The organism is Bartonella sp. A05, assembly GCF_026930145.1.
Taxonomy (GTDB): domain Bacteria; phylum Pseudomonadota; class Alphaproteobacteria; order Rhizobiales; family Rhizobiaceae; genus Bartonella.
Map to the genome: position 1 here is coordinate 74,898 of NZ_JANHOJ010000005.1, position 20,515 is coordinate 95,412.

A 20,515-nucleotide genomic window follows, 5' to 3' on the forward strand; every position below is an offset into this window, starting at 1 on the left:
GTATGCATTATAAAGTTGGATTTTTTTATTGTATCTAAGCTTTTCAGACATGTTAAGCGAATGGCCAATTAAATTGTGTTAATTAGCTACTGTTTTCAAGAAAATATTGATCGGATTTTTAGAATTATTGGGAAATTTTAAATCAAGTTTAGTGTTTTTAAAGGATTTCAAGAATGCAAGAATGTATGGGGCATATTCAATTCTGCTTTTTTTAATGTTTTCATTAACTTAAAATTTTAGAGAATCAACAGCTACCATCTCTTTTGTAGTTTACAGTCGCTTAGTTGTTATTTTTCCGTTGTTAAAATAAAATCCTATCTGACCTTTGAGCATTTGTTCAGCCTTTTGACCAAATATTTCATAACGCCAACCATTCATAGCGGGAATATTTTGCGTTATAGTTCCACTAGCAATTTTTTCCAAATCATTGGATGTTGCAATAATTTTAGGTGCAATGTCATTTTCATTTGCCACAAGTTTTAATAATACTTTGAGAAGATCAGTTGCAGCAGCTGTTTTATCATTAATAAGCTCATGTTTAGGAAGGGAAGGTAAAGTAGCAGTGTCGACTTGTAAACCTTCATGGATAGCTTTGATTAACGTATGCATAATTGATGGATGATTCCAGCTTTTATTAAGGCTACGCAAACGTTTCAGAGTAGATTCATCTCTGGGTTGTTGAGTTGCAATTTCAATAAGGCATTCATCTTTCATGATATGGCGACGCGGAAGATTACGCTTTCTTGCTTCACGTTCACGCCAAGCTGCTATTTTTTGTAATATGGCAAGCTCACGAGGTTTTTTTATTTTGCCTTTTACTTTTTTCCATGCCTCCTCTTCTGGTATATCATAAGTCTCTGGTGCTAAAAGAAACGCTATTTCGTCATCCATCCAATGGAGACGTTTATTTTTCTTTAGTTTCTTTCTTAATGAGAGATAAACGTCTCTTAGATAGGTAACATCAGCGAGTGCGTAAAGAAGTTGTTTTTCAGAAAGAGGGCGACAGCTCCAGTCTGTAAAACGAGATGATTTATCAAGATTGTGTCCAGTGCAGCGTTGTACAATTTGATCATAGGAAATGGAATCGCCAAATCCACAGATTGATCCTGCTACTTGTGTATCAAATAGGGGATAGGGAATGATCCCCCCAAGATGATAAATAATCTCGATGTCTTGGCGTGCAGCGTGAAAAACTTTAACAATTTTTTTATCGACCATCAGATCAAAAAATGGCTGTAAGTTAATGCCTGGTTCCATAGGGTCAATAAGCATTGCGATATTTGGTGCTGCAAGCTGGATCAAGCATAGCTGAGGCCAAAAAGTTGTCTCACGGATAAATTCAGTATCTACTGTTATAAAATCAGAATTGCGTAAGTTGGCAATAGCGATTTCAAGATTTTTTGTCTGCGTAATAAGTTCCATATTATAATGAAATAGGTTAGATTTGTCGTTTATTGTCTTTTTTCATTGTATTTTCTTCTAGTCTTTGGGGTCATATCTTGACAAATGACCATCAAAAAGCGTTTGTAACATGTACGAAACAATAATTATAATCAAGGGCAAAAACTATGCACCGTTATCGCAGCCATAATTGCACTGTTCTTCGTAAATGTGATGTAGGAACTCAAGTTCGTCTTTCGGGATGGGTTCATCGCGTTCGCGATCATGGTGGGATTCTTTTTGTTGATTTACGTGATCATTTTGGAATTACACAAATTGTTGTAGATCCTGCTTCTCCTGCTTTTAAATTGATTGAAAAAGTACGTTCTGAATGGGTCATTCGTGTTGATGGAGAAGTGCGTGCGCGTGCTGATGAAGTCATTAATACAGCTCTTCCAACGGGTGAAATTGAAATTTTTGCCAAAGAGGTTGAAGTTCTTTCAAAATCTGAAGAACTTCCTTTACCAGTTTTTGGAGAACCTGATTATCCAGAAGATATCCGATTGAAGTATCGTTTCCTTGATTTACGTCGGGAAACTATGCACAAAAATATAATGCGTCGTACTGAAATTATTGCATCTATGAGACGGCATATGCATGATAGTGACTTTACAGAATTTTCTACGCCAATTTTGACAGCATCATCACCGGAAGGAGCACGTGATTTTTTGATTCCAAGCCGAATTCACCAAGGAAAGTTTTATGCACTCCCTCAAGCCCCTCAGCAATATAAACAATTGTTGATGATGTCCGGTTTTGATCGTTATTTTCAAATAGCTCCATGTTTTAGGGATGAAGATCCACGGGCAGATCGTTTGCCAGGAGAATTTTATCAGTTGGATGTTGAAATGAGTTTTGTTGAGCAGGAAGATATTCTTTCGACAATGGAGCCTATTATGCGTTCTGTTTTTGAGGAATTTGCTGATGGAAAGTTTGTAACAGAGAGCTTCCCTCGTATTTCATATGATGAGGCTATGCAAAAATATGGTTCAGATAAGCCTGATTTGCGTAATCCAATTATTATGGAAGATGTTTCTCAACATTTCCGTGATTCTGGTTTTAAGGTTTTTGCTCAGATTTTAGCAAATGATGAAAAGGCACAGGTGTGGGCTATTCCTGCAAAAACAGGTGGAAGCCGTGCTTTCTGTGATCGTATGAATGGATGGGCACAGGGTGAGGGTCAGCCGGGTCTCGGTTATATTTTCTGGCGTAAAGAAGGTGAAAACTTTGAAGGAGCTGGCCCTATTGCTAAAAACATTGGTGAGCAGAAGACAGAGGCCATCCGTATGCAACTGGGGCTTGAAGATGGTGATGCTTGTTTTTTTGTAGCAGGGGATCCCAAGAAGTTTGCATCTTTTGCGGGTTCTGCTCGGACACGAGCAGGAGAGGAATTAGGCCTTATTGATCGCAACTGTTTTTCTTTGGCGTGGATTATTGATTTTCCATTTTTTGAGTGGAATGAAGATGAAAAAAGACTCGATTTTGCGCATAATCCTTTTTCAATGCCGCAGGGAGGAGAAAGTGCTGTTGATACTCAAGATCCTCTTACCCTTAAGGCTTTTCAATATGATCTTGTTTGTAATGGTTATGAAATTGCATCAGGTGGAATTCGTAATCATTCGCCGGAAATGATGCTTAAGGTTTTTGATCTTGTCGGTCTTTCTAAAGATGTGGTGGAAGAGCGTTTTGGCGGTCTTTACCGTGCATTTCATTATGGTGCTCCACCACATGGTGGCATAGCAGCTGGTATTGATCGCATCATTATGCTTTTACAAGGCGTAAAAAATTTGCGTGAAGTTTCGTTATTCCCTATGAACCAACAAGCGCTTGATCTCTTAATGAGTTCTCCATCTAGCGTTTCTGCTACGCAGTTACATGATTTAGGAATTCGAATTACTCCTATTGCTAAGAATAATTGATAAAAGTTTGTTGTGTTGTTGATATGCATGAAAGCCGAATAGAGACTGCTTGTTTTTATTGTCATAAAATTTAATAATCTCAAGCTTTTATTGATAGTTTTAAAACTGGATTTAAAGGATTCATTGGCTTTTGAGATTTTCATATCTTCAACAAAAGAAGGATGAACCAAAATTTTTCTAACTGAATTTTTAGAGTGGAGGAGAGGATTTTTAAATATGCTAAAAATATTTGCATAATTTTTAAAAATTGATACTGCTTTTGACTCATGATTGAGTTGTAATATTTATTTTATGTAATTTAATTTTAACAAAAATGGTTGATTAATCAAAGCTTACATCAAAGTATAGAATAGTTGTTTGTTGTTTTAGGAATTGTTATCCTAATATTATGTCTGATAAAGTAAATTTACCTTGTGATAAGGAACATATTGAGCCAATAGAGTTACGTTCTGCTTTACAGGAACGCTATTTGGCTTATGCGCTTTCTACTATTACTCAGCGTGCATTACCTGATGTCCGTGATGGATTGAAGCCGGTGCATAGGCGTATTGTTCATGCTATGCGCTTATTGAAGCTTAATCCCGGACATCCCTACGCTAAGTGCGCGCGGATTGTGGGTGATGTAATGGGAAAGTTCCATCCGCACGGTGATGCGTCTATTTATGATGCGCTGGTGCGCTTAGCTCAAAGTTTCTCTGTTCGTTATCCATTGGTTGATGGTCAAGGAAACTTCGGTAATATTGACGGTGATAATGCTGCTGCGATGCGTTATACGGAAGCGCGCATGACTGAAGTGGCAGCATTGCTGCTTGAGGGGATTAATGAAAACGCTATTGATTTTCGTTTAACCTATAATGAAGAAGATGAAGAGCCTATTGTTTTACCGGGGGCTTTTCCTAATCTTTTAGCCAATGGTTCATCGGGTATTGCTGTTGGTATGGCAACATCTATTCCGCCGCACAATGTTGCTGAATTATGTGATGCAGCTCTGCATTTGATTTCTCATCCTGATGCAAATAATGAGAACTTAAATCAATTTGTGCTCGGGCCTGATTTTCCAACAGGTGGCATTTTGGTTGAGCCTAAAAAAAGCATTGAGGAATCTTATCGCACAGGGCGCGGGTTCTTTCGATTGCGTTCACGTTGGCATCAAGAGTCGGGGAACCGTGGCTCTTATGTCATTATTGTGACTGAAATTCCATATCAGGTCCAAAAGTCGCGCCTTATTGAAAAAACAGCAGAATTATTGCTGACACGACGGTTACCAATGCTTGAGGACATTCATGATGAATCGGCAGAAGATATCCGCATTGTTCTTGTTCCTAAGAATCGTACAGTTGATCCCGAACTTTTGATGGAATCACTCTTTAAATTAACTGATTTTGAAGTAAGATTCCCTCTTAATCTCAATGTTTTGACTGAAGGAAAAGTTCCTAATGTTCTTTCTTTGCGTGAGAGTTTGCAGCAATGGCTTGAGCATCGTAAGGAAGTGCTTATTCGCCGCTCTGGTTATCGACTTAATGAAATTGATAGCCGATTAGAAATTCTCCATGGATATCTTATCGTATATTTAAATCTTGATACGGTAATCCAGATTATTCGTGAAGAGGATGAACCAAAAAAAGAACTCATTGTACGTTTTGAATTAACAGAAAATCAAGCTGAAGCCATTCTTAACATGCGCTTGCGTTCTTTGCGTAAGCTTGAGCATTTGGAAATTCGTAAAGAGTTCGATGCTTTAAAGACTGAAAAAGAAAAACTACAAGATCTTTTAGCCTCCAATATAAAGCAATGGAAAATGATTTCGGAAGAAATAATAAAAGTTCGTAAAGTTTTTGGTCCCGAAACTCTTTTAGGAAAAAGGCGTACGACATTTGAAGATGCTCCAAGGCATGATATTGATGAACTTCACCAAGCGATGATTGAAAAAGAGCCGGTGACCATTGTTATTTCTGAAAAAGGTTGGATGCGTGCTTTAAAAGGGCATTTGAGCGATTACAAAATTCTTTCTTTCAAAGAAGGTGATTGTTTGAAGTTGGCGTTTCCAGCATTCACAACAGATAAAATTGTAGTGGTGAGTACTGGTGGAAAGTTTTTTACGATTAGCGCAAATACTTTGCCTGGAGGGCGAGGGCACGGTGAACCAATTCGTATTTTAGTCGATATGGATGATGAGCACGATATTCTTACAGCTTTCGTGCATAATGCACAGGAAAAATTGCTTTTAGTTTCATCCTGTGGAAATGGTTTTATTATTCCTGAAATCGAAGTGATTGCTAATACCCGCAAGGGAAAGCAAATTATGAATGTAAAGTCTCCTGATAAGGTAAAGCTTTGCGTTCTAGTAAAGGGTGATCATGTTGCAGTGGTTGGAGAAAACCGAAAGATGCTTGTTTTTGCTATTGAGCAAATACCAGAGATGAGTCGTGGTAAGGGTGTCCGTCTGCAACGTTATAAAGATGGTGGTGTTGTTGATGTCAAAACCTTTAATTTATCGGAAGGTTTAAGTTGGCAGGATACAGCTGAACGTAGTTTTAATCGCCAAGCTGATGAGCTTACTGAATGGATGGGAATGCGCGCTGGAGCAGGACGGTTTGTTCCAAAAGGATTCCCAAAATCAGGAAAATTTACCAATTAGTTGGTGCCACACATATCTGATCGTTATTTATTAAAAATATACAAAGGAATGCTTTTAAGTTTGCTTTGTTAGATATGATTAAAGGAATTTATAGCCTATCTTTTGAATATATTTACTCAGTGTGACGTTGCATAAAAAACTGCCCACGCTCAGCCCATAAGATAAGCAGTATAGCAATAAAGCTAAGAAAGAAAAATCCTGCTGAATTGGGGATGGTTGTTTCATTAAATTGTTGTGCGATAGACAGACTAAGGCCTGCTGCAATGGATGTTTGAAGAAAGCCCGATACAGAAGATGCTGTCCCAGCAAAACTTCCAGCATCTTCAAGAGCAAGTGTATTGAAATTGGCCATAATACCGCCGCATGTAAACATCAATATACAGTGTAATGACATATACAATGCAAAAGGTAGTGCACCATCTGCTAAAATTGAACCAATAAACCATATGCATGAAGTACCACTGAATAACAGAAGCATACTGTGAGCAATACGCCGCATCCCAAGGCGTCCAACAATTCGAGAATTGAAAAATGATGATACGGCTTGAAATGCAGCGCCAACTGCAAACGCAACGGGAAACCAAATGCCTAAATTATAGATTCCTTCAAATATTTGTTGTGATGTATTAATGCTAATAAAGATACAGCCTAATACAATGGAGGTCGCAAGCGTGTAACAAAGCATAGAACGGTTGGTTAGAATGAGGCAAAAGCTGTTTTTAAGAGAAGAAAAAGAAAGAGAACGTTGTGTATAAAGAGTTTCAGGTAATCGCAGTTGAATCCAAGCCATCAATCCAAAACCAACAAGTGCCATAAATATGAAAATAAATTGCCAGTCCCCCGATAACAGAATTACCTGTCCCATTGCTGGGCCAGTCATTACTGCAATGAGGAAAACCATCATAACTATGGACATAACTTCAGCCATTTTTCGACCGCCGTATAGATCGCGTACAATGGAAACTGTGAGTACACGCATAACTGCTCCCCCTATGCCTTGCAAAATACGAAGAATAAGCAATACAGAAAAATTTGATACGAATGCACAACCGATTGCTGCAAATGAATAGCAAGCAAGACCCATCAGAACAAGCTTACGTCGCCCGTAACGATCGCTTATGGGGCCAAAGAATATTTGTGAAACACCATAGCTGATAAGATAAAATGAAATGATATAATGCTGATCGTTTTCATTAGCAATGTGGAAGCCATTTAAAATATCGGGTATGGCTGGCAGCATAATATCAATGGCTATAGAATTTACTGCCATAAGTGCTGCGATGATAATAACAAATTCTTTATACCCGATTTTTTCTTTGATCGCATTGATATGTTTTTGTTCGTCGATTGAAGAATATGACATATGACGCATCCTTAAAATAAAAGCCTACCCGCACAACACTTTACAAAAGGTTGAACACGATCAAATATAATTCATATTGGTATCTATGATATATTAAAGGTGATATTTTTTTCTTTCAGCAATTCTTGTAATTCGTTGCTTTGAAACATTTCCTTAATAATGTCGCAACCACCAATGAATTCACCTTTGATATAGAGCTGCGGAATTGTTGGCCAATTTGAGTAATCCTTTATTCCTTGACGCAGTTCATTAGAAACTAAAATATCAATTCCTTTATAATTCAATCCTAAATAGTCAAGGATCTGCACAACCTGTCCAGAAAATCCACATTGTGGAGCGCTTGGCGTTCCTTTCATGAACAAAACAACATCATTTGTTTTAATTTCATTATCAATAAAGTCATGAGTAGTAGTCATTTTTATTCCTCAATATTTCAGACTTTTAGGAATACATAATTCATAAAGACATTATTTTAAATCGTATTAACAGACTGAATGCAAGCAGAAATTTTTAGATTATTTAGGAACACTTGTTTGAAGAGCAAGAGCGTGAAGGATGTTTCCCATATGACCCTGAAGGGCATCATAGACCATTTTGTGTTGCTGAACACGGGTTTTGCCTCGAAAACTTTCTGAAATAACTTCTGCAGCGTAATGTTCACCATCTCCAGCAAGATCGCGAATAATTACTGTTGCATCGGGGATTCCTGAACGAATAAAGGTTTCAATTGCATGAGCACTCATCGCCATAGTCATTTTCCTCTAGTTATAGAGCTTTCATAAGAGTAGTATATAGTCGATAGAAATGAATAATTGTTCATTATTCACCCATAAATTCCGGAAACCAGCTTTCGTAGGCATGTGTCAGTTTGGATACCGAAAGCGTCAATATGCCTTTTATATCAAGTGTATCGCCTTCAACTGTACCGAGCTCTATTAAGGGAACAGTATTTGTTTGTGCGCGTTCTTTAAGGCTATTGAGTGCATCAGGCTTGACGGCCAACAGATAACGTCCTTGATCTTCGCCAAACAGCTCGGAATGGCACGGTGATTGATTACTTAACTCTGCTTTGATTCCTTTCTCTGCTTTAATAACCATTTCTGCAAGAGCAATGGCTAATCCGCCGTCGGAAATATCATGAGCAGCATGGACAAAACCGTGATGAATAACGTCTCGAACAAATTGACCATGCTTTTTTTCAAGTTGTAAATCGACAGGTGGTGGTGCGCCTGCATCAATATTCAAAATATTTCGTGCATAGATTGATTGTCCTAAATGGGAGCCGCAAGAACCAATCAAAACAATAATATCACCATATTGCATACCACTGATTGTGGCCATTTTTGTCCAATCATTAAGAAGGCCAACACCAGCTATTGTGGGTGTGGGAGGAATTGCTTCTCCGTTTGTTTCATTATAAAGAGAAACATTCCCTGAAACAATTGGAAAATCGAGTAGTTTACAGGCTTCACCTATGCCTTTAAGGGCAAAAACCAGCTGTCCCATAATTTCAGGTTTTTCAGGATTGCCAAAATTGAGATTGTCTGTGACGGCTAACGGTGTTGCGCCTGTTGTGCTAATGTTACGCCAGCATTCTGCGACGGCTTGTTTTCCACCCTCATAAGGATCAGCTTCGCAATAGCGGGGCGTTACATCAGAAGAAAAAGCAAGGGCACGTTTATCATTATTGTTTACGCGTATAACACCTGCATCACCTCCTGGGCAAATAAGGCTATTTCCTTGGATAAGTGTATCATATTGTTCATAAACCCATCGTCGTGAACTCTGATCGGCAGAGTTAAGTAATGTAAGAAGTGCATCACCAAGATTATCCACTTGTTCGACATCTTCTGCTTTAAGAACAGTTTGTTTAGGAGGTTCCACCCAGGGACGATCATAAACAGGAGCTTCATCGCCGAGTTTTTTGATCGGAAGGTTAGCTACTTCTTTTCCTTGATATAGTACCCGGAAACGTAAATCATTTGTTGTTTTTCCAATAATGGAGAAATGAAGGCCCCATTTTTCAAAAATTTCAGCTGCTTGTTTTTCCATTTCTGGTTTTAGCACCATGAGCATACGTTCTTGGCTTTCAGAGAGCATCATTTCATAGGCTGTCATGTTTTCTTCACGAACAGGTACCTTATCAAGATCAAGCTCTATTCCCAGATCTCCTTTTGCGCCCATTTCAACGGAAGAAGATGTAAGTCCTGCTGCTCCCATATCTTGAATTGCAATGACAGCACCTAATGTCATCAATTCTAAACAAGCTTCAAGAAGGCATTTTTCTGTAAAAGGATCACCCACTTGAACTGTTGGACGTTTTTCATCGACTGTATCGTCAAATTCGGCTGAAGCCATTGTTGCTCCCCCGACACCATCACGCCCTGTTTTAGCTCCAAGATAAACAACAGGCAGTCCCACTCCTTGCGCTTTAGAGTAAAAAATAGAATCCGTTTTTGCAATACCAGCTGCAAAAGCATTGACAAGGATATTGCCATTATAACGTTTATCAAAATTGACCTCTCCCCCAATAGTTGGAACACCAAAAGCATTGCCATAGCCCCCGATCCCAGAGACAACACCAGAAACAAGATGGCGTGTTCGAGGATGATCAGGAGATCCAAATCGTAATGCATTCATGGTTACAACAGGGCGGGCACCCATCGTAAAAACATCACGGAGAATGCCTCCAACACCCGTTGCTGCACCTTGATACGGTTCAATATAAGAAGGATGATTATGGCTTTCCATTTTGAAGACAACACATTGATTATTACCAATGTCAACAATACCAGCGTTTTCACCAGGTCCTTGAATGACGCATTTTCCTTGTGTTGGTAAGGTTTTAAGCCATTTTTTAGATGATTTATAGGAACAATGTTCATTCCACATTGCGGAAAAAATTCCAAGTTCGGTAAATGTTGGTTCTCTACCGATAAGATTTAAAATACGTTGATATTCATCAGATGTTAGGCCGTGCTGTGCAATTAGTTCCGGTGTGATAGCGTCATTGCGAAGGTTCATGGGTGCGTTATTCCGTAAAATTAATCCAAATTGAGCGTTTATTGTTGCTTGTAATTGAGCTGGTTTGGGTCATAGCGATTTTGTTATCTGATGATGAATCCATTTAATAGATTATAAGTTGAAACTTTGACTGGCAAGATTACTGTCATACGCTTTTGCTATTTAGCACAGGAAGTTAATGTCAAAAAATCTAAGTAATCTATATTTTTCTTATGATCATTCATTTGTCAATTCTAAAGCACTTTGAAAAAGTAAACGACCATCAATGCCGCCATGTGCGGCTTCAATGAGATTTTCAGGGTGAGGCATCATGCCAAGAACATTTCCGGCTTTATTTACAATACCAGCAATATTATTAATTGAACCGTTAGGGTTTGTGTCTTCGGCATAACGGAAAACAATTTGTTCGTTGTCTTCCATTTGTTTCAATGTATCACTATCGACAAAGTAATTGCCATCATGATGAGCAACAGGGCAGCGAATGATCTGTCCTTTAGAATAACAGCGCGAAAATTTTGTGTTTGCGTTGATGACTTCAAGCTTTATTTCACGACAAACAAATTTCAACGAAGCATTTCGCATTAGAGCGCCTGGCAATAATCCTGCTTCTAGTAGAATTTGAAATCCATTGCACACTCCCAGCACCATGACACCTTTTTTTGCTTTTTCACAAACAGCTTGTAAAACTGGCATTCGTGCACCAATAGCACCACATCTTAAATAGTCACCATAGGAAAAACCACCGGGAATAACAATCATATCCACATCTGGGATCGTTGTTTCTGTTTGCCAAATTTTTAACGGTTCAACACCCGTTATATGGTATAATGCTGCAATCATGTCTCGATCGCGATTTAATCCAGGCAATTGAATGATAGCAGTTTTCATAGAGGAATCCGACTAAAGAAGTTCTATAGTATAGTTTTCAATGACAGTATTTACGAGCAATTGTTCACACATTTGTTGAAGCTTTTTCTTTGCCGTTATTTCCGATTCTTCATCAAGAACAATATCAAAGACTTTTCCTTGACGAATTGATTGAATTCCATCAAAGGCTAGGCTACGTAAAGCACCTACAATCGCTTGCCCTTGAGGATCAAGGACACTATTTTTTAAAATAACTGTAACGCGTGCTTTCATTTTTGTTTCCTGTCGTTAAAACCAACTTCCCTTTGAAGAGCTATAATTAAAGGAAGATGGCAGTGTGTCACCTTGTTTCTTATTTTACTAAAACTGGACCGCTTGGTCGCGGTGGTTCATTTTCATTCATGATGCCAAGGCGTCTTGCAACGTCTTGATAGGCATCAATAAGCCCACCCATATCACGACGAAAACGATCTTTATCCATTTTCTTTTGTGTTTGCATATCCCATAAGCGAGCAGAATCAGGTGAGATTTCATCAGCAAGAACGATGCGCATTGTTTCACCTTCCCACAGTCGACCAAATTCCATTTTAAAATCAATCAATTGAATACCAATACCAGCAAAAAGCCCAGAAAGAAAATCATTAATACGAACAGAGAGTTGCATAATGTCTTCTATTTCTTGCGGGACAGCCCATCCAAAAGCAGTGATATGTTCTTCAGTTACCATTGGATCATCAAGGGAATCATTCTTATAATAAAATTCAATAATAGATTGCGAAAGAGCTGTTCCTTCTTCCAATCCCAAACGTTTAGAAAGAGAGCCAGCGGCAACGTTCCGAACAACAACTTCCAATGGAATAATATCAACTGCTTTGATAAGCTGTTCGCGCATGTTTATACGTTTGATAAAATGCGTTGGAATGCCTAAACGGCTAAGCTGACTAAAGATGTGTTCTGAGATCCGGTTATTTAAGACCCCTTTACCATCAATAATTTCATGTTTTTTTGCGTTAAACGCAGTTGCATCATCTTTAAAAAATTGAATATAGGTACCTGGTTCAGGACCTTCATATAAAATTTTAGCCTTGCCTTCATAAATACGGTGGCGACGGTTCATCATAATTCTCTATTCGTTGAAAGGTCTTAATAACATTGATAAGTGATACTATCCTAATTGCTAGAAATTCTCAATGACTGCTACACACTTATTATCATTTTTGTTGTTTCATATGGGCTAAGAAAGTGAATCCAAAAGAGGTTATCCATATGGGTATTAAAGTTTTGCGAGAAAATGAGAAAGAACCATCAGCCCTTCAGGCCAAGGTCCGTGTCCAGATTCTGCATTAATATGTCCAGATTGTCCAGCATCAACAAAGAATGCGCCCCAATCACTGGCAAGTTTTTCTGCCACTGAGAATTGACAAAATTCATCATTATGGCTGGCTATGACTACTGAAGGGAAGGGGAGTTTTTCACGATGATATGGACCAAATGTCATTAAATGTTTGGGGTGTATTTTTTCATTATCTACATCTGGGGGAGCAACAAGGAAAGCACCACGAACTTTTTTTGCATTCTGTGCAGTTGCGAGAATAGCTGTCGGAACGCCTAATGAATGGGCAATAAGAGCAACAGGTTTTTGTGCTTGTGCGATGGCCGTTTCAACTTTGTTAACCCATTCTTTGCATACAGGTTTTGACCAACAAGCTTGTTCAACGCGGCATGCGGTAGACAATTTTTGTTCCCAGCGTGTTTGCCAATGGTCAGGACCAGATCCTTTATAACCAGGAATGATAAGAATATCGAGTTGATTTGCTTTCATGAATTGTTTCCTTCATAAAAACGAGCTTTTGATTAGAGGCGAAAAAAGCAATATATTCTTATTTTTGCATGCAATTATTATGATTAGCCAAAAACGCGTTTAAAAATCGTATCGATATGTTTCGTATGGTAGGCAAGATCAAATTTTTCGCGGAGTTCTGCTTCACTTAAAGCTTTTGCAACATCTTGATCATTCAGTAATTCTTCTAAAAAATCTTTTCCTTGTTCCCAAACCTTCATCGCATTTCGTTGTACAATCCGATAAGCATCTTCACGGCTGATACCGGCTTGAGTAAGCGCTAAAAGTACGCGTTGTGAATGAACAAGACCACGAAATTTGTTGAGATTTTTTTGCATATTTTCTGGATAAACGATTAAGTTTTGAATTACTGATGTCAGCCGGGAAAGAGCAAAATCAAGTGTGATAGTGGCATCAGGGCCAATATAGCGTTCAACAGATGAATGCGAAATATCGCGTTCATGCCAAAGCGCAACATTTTCCATGGCTGGCATTGCAAATGCACGTACCATACGCGCCAAACCGGTTAAATTTTCTGTTAAAACTGGATTGCGTTTGTGTGGCATGGCGGACGAGCCTTTTTGTCCGGGGGAGAAATATTCTTCTGCTTCAAGAACTTCTGTTCTTTGTAAGTGACGTATTTCTATAGCTAGTCTTTCAACGGATGAGGCAATAACACCAAGTGTTGCAAAAAACATAGCGTGACGATCACGTGGTATAACTTGAGTGGAAACAGGTTCTGCGCGCATGCCCAAAGCCTTTGCTACATGTTTTTCAACGCGTGGATCAATATTCGCAAAAGTACCAACGGCTCCCGAGATGGCGCAGGTAGAAATTTCTTCGCGCGCTGCGAGCAAACGTTCACGACAACGGGAAAACTCAGCATATGCAAGAGCAAATTTAATTCCAAATGTTATAGGTTCAGCATGAATACCGTGACTACGCCCAATAGTAATTGTCTTTTTATGTTCAAAGGCACGTTGTTTCAATGCTTCAAGAAGTTGATTTATGTTTTTTAACAGAATATCACTGGCACGCATCAATTGAACATTGAATGTTGTATCTAAAACATCTGATGATGTCATGCCTTGATGTATAAAACGAGCTTCAGGTCCAATAAATTCAGCTAGGTGGGTTAAAAATGCTATAACATCATGCTTAGTGATTGCTTCAATTTCATTAATACGATCAACATCAAATTCGGCAGCTGTTCCTTTTTCCCAGATGATTTTAGCCGCTTCTCGCGGAATGACACCAAGCTGAGCTAGAGCATCACAAGCATGCGCTTCAATTTCAAACCAAATACGATATTTAGTTTCTGGCGACCAGATTGTTGCCATTTCAGGGCGGGAATAACGCGTGATCATGATTTTTCCTTATTTATGTGAGTTTTGCAGCTTGGCGTAATGCGTTAATACGTGTTTTATAAAGGTCTTTATTACCATCTTTATAGATTGCAGAGCCTGCAACAAATACATTTGCGCCAGCTTGTGCAGCTGTCCCAATTGTATCAACAGTGATACCCCCATCTACTTCCAGATCAATGGGCCGATTGGCAATCATGTTTTTCACGCGTTCAATTTTATCTTTCATTTCTAGAATAAAACTTTGTCCTCCAAAACCCGGATTAACAGTCATAATAAGAATAAGATCCAATTGATCAAGCAAATAATGCAATACATGTTCTGATGTGCTCGGATTGATAGAGATTCCAGCTTTTTTTCCCATTGCTTTGATTGTTTGCAGTGAACGATGGATATGAGGACTTGCTTCTGCGTGAATAGTTATAATATCTGAGCCGGCTTCTGCGAATGCTTTAAGATAAGAATCTACAGGTGATATCATAAGGTGCACGTCAAAAACTGCTTTGGTAAGCGGTCGTAGTGCTTTGACGACATCAGGACCAAAGGTGATATTAGGAACAAAGTGACCATCCATGATATCAAGATGGATCCAGTCTGCACCGGCATCGACAACATCCGATATTTCTTGACCAAGTTTGGAAAAATTAGAAGCCAAGATTGAAGGTGAAATAAGATGGGGGCGAGGCATAAAATCTCCTTAGTTGGTTTTTTTTAGCACGTAATCTTGTGTGTTAAAATATACATTTTTACTGTTTATAGGTGATAAGATGTAAAAGAATAGGAACGTATGATAAGTTAATGATTGAAATATCTCTTAAAATTTTAAAAGCTGTGTTAAGTAAAGAATATGTCGAATCATACAATACATTTAATGCCTAAACTTCAACAAGTTGGTACTGTTTCTCCGCAAGAATATCGGGATACTATGTGTCATTTTGCAGGGGCTGTACATATTGTGACAACAAATGGTATTAAGGGAAAGCGTGGGGTAACAATTTCTGCGTGCTGTTCTGTATCCGATGACCCTCCAACAATTCTTGTTTGTTTAATGCGCCATAATCCTGAAAATAAACTGTTTATGGAAAATGAGAATTTTTGTGTCAATTGTTTGGCTGGAAAACACAGTTCATTAGCGAATATTTTCTCTGGACGCGGTGGTTTCACACAAACTGAACGCTTTGATGCTGCTCAATGGGTTACTTTACAGACTGGTGCTCCTAGTTTATCAGATGCCTTAGTTTCACTTGATTGTCGCTTGATTTGTTGGTACGAACATGCAACCCATTATATTTTGATTGGTCAAGTTGTTGCTATAAATCGCAATCAAAAAAAAGATGCTTTGATGTATCTTAATCATTGCTATCACGTTTTGCCTTTGTAAGTTAGGACTTTCATTTTTTCTGTAAGTTTGGGTAATTTTCTCTAATGTACTTTGAGTTTTAACACAATTATTGGAATAAAGTTATTTATAAATGTAAGTAGAATAGTGATATTTATCAAATTCTTATGCAAATTCTCTGTTAATCTGCGCAGGAAGAGTATTTTTGTTAAAATTTAATGAATGAAAGTAAGCTTTGAATATTTCAACTAATTTTTTGAATTTAGAGTCCATTCGTAAGAATACAAAATTAATACTGCAGATTTGCGTGTGCCAATATGCTAGATGGCAGATATAACTCTTTTACACATGTTCAATGTGTTTTTTGAGATTTTTCGATAGCTTTGTCAGTCAAGAAAAATCAAAAACCGTTTGTTTTGAATAATCAATATCAATAATAACTATATGGAAGTATGCAGTACTATAAAAATACATGCGGGCTGTGGATAAATTCTATAACAAAGAGGACACTTCAATATTTTTATATTCAAATTTTACTACTTTGTTATCGGGTTAATTTTAGAGGCTTTTCATTCAATAAATGCTCATCATTATGATTTTCAAACATATCTACGTAGTCACTTTTTATACGGCTACGAATAGGATGACAACTATTTTGTTTATTTGAGAAGTTCATTATATCTCATTGTAAGAATAGAGGATATGTCATTTCCGTGTTGAATTTTTAAATATTTTAAAAACAAGTTGAATTTTGTATTTGGATGGCCATGCAAAAGCTACGATAAACATGCAAAAGCTACGATAAAAATGTCTTTGATCCTATGCAGAAAATGGGCTGAAGATTTGAGCGGTATATTAAATATACTCGTGTTTATCATAAATAATGTATTTTACGCTTGTTTTGAGGGAGGATGAACAATATATAGACTGCACATACCATATATGGAGGTTTTATGGCATGAATAAAGAGGTTTATGGTCAATATCATCCTAGTGAAGATGAACCTTTTATGAACGAGCGTCAAAAAGCATATTTTCGTTCTAAATTAGTTTCTTGGAAAAACGATATCTTGAGAGAATCTCGCGAGACTTTAGAAAGTTTGCAGGAAGAGAATACCAATCAACCTGATTTTACTGATCGGGCATCCTGCGAAACTGAGCGCACAATCGAATTACGTGCCCGTGATCGTCAGAGAAAACTTATTTCAAAAATAGATGCTGCTCTGGAACGTATTGATAATGGTACTTATGGGTTTTGTGAAGAGACTGGAGAGCCCATTAGCATAAAACGCCTTGAAGCTCGACCGATTGCAGTTTTATCGTTGGAAGCACAAGAGCGCCACGAACGACGCGAAAAAGTCTATCGTGATGATTAACAAAATACATACTTAATACGAGAGCTGAATATATTATTTTCTTAGAGGGGGAATAAATAAAGATGGTTCTTGTCTTTCTTCAATTTCAGCAGTGATTTCTGAAACCTTAGAATTTTGCTTCATAAAGGGAGAAAAAGGATCATTTCTTATAGGTTCTTTGTCATTTTTGGAAAAATGCGTGTTTTCTATAAATCCGGAATTTTCGTTTGTTTCTGTCATCTCTGCCATTATTGGTGTATCTCTGTGTGGTTCGTGATCGCTTTTTTGTGTGGTGTGTGTACAGATATTATTGGATTCTATAACAATATCTGTGGAACCACCTGTGAGAATTAAATGCTCCATATTATCACGACGTATCAGAATAAGGTGGCGCTTTTGGTCAATAGCGATTATATCGCGTACACTTAACCGCACAGGCTCTTCTTTTCTGTTGATGCTATGTTTTCCTTTATTTAAATGGCGTAAAAACATAATGGTTATAACAATTGCCACAATCATTAGTGTGAGAAAGATGAGGCTTGTCATTATATTTGCTGCTGGTGCTCCTATTTTGCTTGATAACCAGACATTCATAGCGTTTCTCCTGTTTAAATAATGGAAGGATTGCTTTTTTATTGATATAAATTCGTAAGCACAGCTTATAAGACTCAATTAAATATAAAACATAGCCTTTTTAACATTGAGTGATTGATATCAAGTGAGTATAGCATGATTTACACTTCATAACAATGATTATGGAGATAGCCCATTGTGTGAGAAATAACTATAATTGAGGCAGCTAGAAAAATGAATAAAAATTTTGAAGATATTAAAAGATCGTTGACTCCTTCTGTACACTGGAAAGCTATGATTTTGAATATTATTTTTATAGTAATTTTTTTAGGCATTATAGGCTTTTTAGGTGTTTTCCATCCGCATAGCTATTTCCCTCAAGCTGCTTTAGTATCTTTTTTAGTCTTAGCGGTTATAGGTGTTGCTGCGCTTTTTTTAATGGGGATGGGTATTTTAAGATATGATACCATGCAATTGCATAGAAATTTAGATCTTAACCTTTTTGATGGAGTGGATGATGCAATTATGCTATCAGACATGTCCGGTTTTGTTTATTATTCTAATCAAAGTTATCAAAAAATTTTTACCTATAGACCTGAAGCCTCTTGTTATGCGGTTATTGCTGATCTTCCGGGTGCTGGTGCACTTGTATATCGTCTGAAAGTTGCAGCATTGAGTAATTGTGCAGCCCGAGAAGAATTAAGAATAAATCGACCAATTTTTATCCATTCTGCACAGAAAAAAGCTGCTGTTCGGTATGATATTTCTATTCAGCCGATAGAAAGGCGGAAAAAAAAGCTCTTGTTGTGGCGTGTTTCTGATATGTCGTATTTGCAGAGATGTAATGAAGCTTTTTTCCTGAATCTTCAAGAAGCCATTAGCCATTTAGATCAAGCTCCTGTTGGATTTTTATCTGTTAATGCACAAGGAATGCTTGTCTATTTGAATGCAGTTTTTGCAGAATGGTTCTCGATTAATTTGGCAAATTTCACGATTGACCAATATAGTTTTGACCAACTATTTGATGATGCTGGAAATGATAAGACGTGGGATGATATTTGTTCACAATATAACAAACATCAAAATTCAGGCTATTCTATTCCCTATACATTTTCTTTGCATTGTACGTTAGAAAATGGCTGCAAAAAAATATTGTATTGTTTTATGAGTGCTACTTCTCTCTTAGAGGGTAATACCATCTATCGTATTGTTCTGATGCCGCAGGAGATACAAAAGGGTGAAAATAATTATCAATTAGGATTGCCAAGTACGTTGTTGGAATATTTTGATGCAAGTCCTTTTGCGATAGCGGTAGTGGATCAGAAAGGACAATTTGTCCATGTTAACAGTTCTTTTCTGTTATTAATGAGATGTCCCAGCAAAGTTATTAGCATTTATGACCTTATATCTCATCATGACCGTGCACAATTAGAGCGTGCATTCCAGCAGATTACGACCAATAAAACTTATCCGATTCCAATAGAAACAGTATTAGAAAATAATAAGGAATGCCATTTGCGCCTTTATACGATGCCCATGACTCAGTGCTGTGATGGTGTATCACAATTAGTCATTCTATCTGCAATAGAAATAACAGAACAAAAAACGCTTGAAGATAAAATTGTACAAAGTCAAAAGATGCAGGCTATTGGGCAGTTGGCTGGTGGTATTGCTCATGATTTTAATAATGTTCTAACAGCAATTTTGATGTCATGTGATCTTCTTTTAAATACGCACCGCAGTTCTGATCCTGCACATGCAGATCTTATCAACATCAAAAACAATGCCAATCGAGCTGCTGCGCTTGTACAGCAATTATTAGCATTTTCTAGAAAGCAAACACTTCGACCTGAAAAAGTTGATTTTACGGAACTGTTATCAGATATTCGCAATCTTATTTTACCTCTTTTGGGCAATAATATTCAGTTAAAAATTATTCATGGAAGAGATTTGTGGAGTGTTGAAGTCGATCAAGCATCTTTCCAGCGTGTTATTGTGAATTTGGTCATCAATGCGCGTGATGCTATGTTTGCTGGAGGTATGATAACAATTGCAACAAATAATATTACAAAACAGCAAAGTGCTGAATTTAACTATATTGGCTTTGTCGTTGGTGAATATGTGCAATTAACCGTTTCAGATACAGGAACAGGTATATCGGCTGATGTACAAGAAAAAATGTTTGAACCATTTTTTACAACCAAAGAAGTCGGAAAAGGAACTGGACTTGGTTTATCAATGGTCTATGGTATCATAAAACAAACAGGTGGTTATATTTACTGTGATAGCCAAGAAGGAAAAGGAACAACATTTCGTATTTTTCTGCCTCGTTATATGCCTAATACCAGTGATGAGATTTCTCAACAGATTGAAAAAGTAAAAGAACAGGAAAAAAATACAGATTTAACGGGTTCCGCTACTGTTTTATTAGTTGAAGATGAAGATGCTGTCCGAATGAGTGAGGTAAGGGCGCTTCAAATGAGAGGATATACTGTTTTGGAGGCTGCGAGTGGGGTGGAAGCGCTTGCTGTGCTTGAAGAAAATAAAGATGCTGTTGATATTATTGTTTCCGATGTGGTTATGCCAGAAATGGATGGACCAACTTTTCTTGGGGAAGTGCGAAAATATTATCCTGGCATTAAGTTTATTTTTGTTTCTGGATATGCGAAAGATGCTTTTACTAAAAATCTTCCAGAAGATGCGGTGTTCGGGTTTTTATCTAAACCATTCACGCTTAAGCAATTAGCGGTTGCAGTTAAAGAGACACTGGAACAATAATTATCAGTTTTTTAGA

General features: G+C 37.6%; 17 protein-coding genes. 5 read left to right on the forward strand and 12 right to left on the reverse strand.

Annotated features, from left to right (window positions below):
• Window positions 1-270 precede the first annotated feature (270 nt).
• Entirely contained in the window at window positions 271-1,422 is a 1,152-nt protein-coding gene (gene rnd / locus NPX98_RS05900; RefSeq protein ID WP_269023230.1) for a ribonuclease D, read from the reverse strand.
• A gap of 146 nt (window positions 1,423-1,568) precedes the next feature.
• On the opposite strand from rnd, the gene aspS reads away from it, so the two are divergent.
• A complete protein-coding gene (gene aspS, locus NPX98_RS05905; protein WP_269023231.1) occupies window positions 1,569-3,359 on the forward strand; it encodes an aspartate--tRNA ligase in 1,791 nt (596 codons plus the stop codon).
• A gap of 388 nt (window positions 3,360-3,747) precedes the next feature.
• Complete coding sequence (gene parC, locus NPX98_RS05910) at window positions 3,748-5,997, forward strand: DNA topoisomerase IV subunit A (RefSeq protein ID WP_269023232.1); 2,250 nt, start codon at window positions 3,748-3,750, stop codon at window positions 5,995-5,997.
• Between the two features lie 112 nt (window positions 5,998-6,109).
• On the opposite strand, the gene NPX98_RS05915 is transcribed toward parC, so the two are convergent.
• The 10 genes from NPX98_RS05915 to rpe all read right to left on the reverse strand — a co-directional run bounded on the left by NPX98_RS05915 (window position 6,110) and on the right by rpe (window position 15,143).
• Window positions 6,110-7,360 (reverse strand): multidrug effflux MFS transporter, encoded by a 1,251-nt coding sequence (locus tag NPX98_RS05915; RefSeq protein WP_269023233.1) that lies wholly within the window; start codon window positions 7,358-7,360, stop codon window positions 6,110-6,112.
• Between the two features lie 83 nt (window positions 7,361-7,443).
• Entirely contained in the window at window positions 7,444-7,776 is a 333-nt protein-coding gene (grxD, locus tag NPX98_RS05920) for a Grx4 family monothiol glutaredoxin (protein WP_269023234.1), read from the reverse strand.
• Between the two features lie 99 nt (window positions 7,777-7,875).
• Window positions 7,876-8,109 carry a BolA/IbaG family iron-sulfur metabolism protein gene (locus tag NPX98_RS05925; protein ID WP_269023235.1) on the reverse strand — a complete coding sequence of 78 codons (234 nt, stop codon included), beginning with the start codon at window positions 8,107-8,109 and terminating at the stop codon, window positions 7,876-7,878.
• 70 nt (window positions 8,110-8,179) lie between these two features.
• Window positions 8,180-10,384 carry a phosphoribosylformylglycinamidine synthase subunit PurL gene (gene purL / locus NPX98_RS05930; RefSeq protein WP_269023236.1) on the reverse strand — a complete coding sequence of 735 codons (2,205 nt, stop codon included), beginning with the start codon at window positions 10,382-10,384 and terminating at the stop codon, window positions 8,180-8,182.
• 216 nt (window positions 10,385-10,600) lie between these two features.
• Window positions 10,601-11,272, reverse strand: coding sequence for a phosphoribosylformylglycinamidine synthase subunit PurQ (gene purQ, locus NPX98_RS05935; RefSeq protein WP_269023237.1), 672 nt, complete (start codon window positions 11,270-11,272; stop codon window positions 10,601-10,603).
• Window positions 11,273-11,284: 12 nt separating this feature from the next.
• Window positions 11,285-11,524, reverse strand: a complete 240-nt coding sequence (gene purS, locus NPX98_RS05940) for a phosphoribosylformylglycinamidine synthase subunit PurS (RefSeq protein WP_269023238.1) — start codon at window positions 11,522-11,524, stop codon at window positions 11,285-11,287.
• 79 nt (window positions 11,525-11,603) lie between these two features.
• On the reverse strand, window positions 11,604-12,368 hold the full coding sequence (gene purC, locus NPX98_RS05945; RefSeq protein WP_269023254.1) for a phosphoribosylaminoimidazolesuccinocarboxamide synthase: 765 nt from the start codon (window positions 12,366-12,368) through the stop codon (window positions 11,604-11,606).
• A gap of 156 nt (window positions 12,369-12,524) precedes the next feature.
• Window positions 12,525-13,073 (reverse strand): RBBP9/YdeN family alpha/beta hydrolase, encoded by a 549-nt coding sequence (locus tag NPX98_RS05950; RefSeq protein WP_269023239.1) that lies wholly within the window; start codon window positions 13,071-13,073, stop codon window positions 12,525-12,527.
• Between the two features lie 83 nt (window positions 13,074-13,156).
• A complete protein-coding gene (gene purB / locus NPX98_RS05955) occupies window positions 13,157-14,458 on the reverse strand; it encodes an adenylosuccinate lyase (protein ID WP_269023240.1) in 1,302 nt (433 codons plus the stop codon).
• A gap of 13 nt (window positions 14,459-14,471) precedes the next feature.
• The gene (gene rpe / locus NPX98_RS05960) at window positions 14,472-15,143 is read right to left on the reverse strand and encodes a ribulose-phosphate 3-epimerase (RefSeq protein ID WP_269023241.1); all 672 of its coding nucleotides are present in this window, start codon (window positions 15,141-15,143) and stop codon (window positions 14,472-14,474) included.
• A gap of 159 nt (window positions 15,144-15,302) precedes the next feature.
• Here rpe and NPX98_RS05965 point away from each other — a divergent pair, with 159 nt between their 5' ends.
• Window positions 15,303-15,836 carry a flavin reductase gene (locus tag NPX98_RS05965; protein WP_269023242.1) on the forward strand — a complete coding sequence of 178 codons (534 nt, stop codon included), beginning with the start codon at window positions 15,303-15,305 and terminating at the stop codon, window positions 15,834-15,836.
• A 916-nt stretch (window positions 15,837-16,752) separates the two neighbouring features.
• Complete coding sequence (gene dksA, locus NPX98_RS05970) at window positions 16,753-17,169, forward strand: RNA polymerase-binding protein DksA (protein ID WP_269023243.1); 417 nt, start codon at window positions 16,753-16,755, stop codon at window positions 17,167-17,169.
• A gap of 33 nt (window positions 17,170-17,202) precedes the next feature.
• Here dksA and NPX98_RS05975 read toward each other — a convergent pair whose 3' ends face one another.
• Entirely contained in the window at window positions 17,203-17,742 is a 540-nt protein-coding gene (locus NPX98_RS05975) for a hypothetical protein (protein WP_269023244.1), read from the reverse strand.
• A 213-nt stretch (window positions 17,743-17,955) separates the two neighbouring features.
• Between NPX98_RS05975 and NPX98_RS05980 the strand changes: the two genes are divergently transcribed.
• Window positions 17,956-20,499 (forward strand): ATP-binding protein, encoded by a 2,544-nt coding sequence (locus NPX98_RS05980; protein ID WP_269023245.1) that lies wholly within the window; start codon window positions 17,956-17,958, stop codon window positions 20,497-20,499.
• Window positions 20,500-20,515 lie beyond the last annotated feature (16 nt).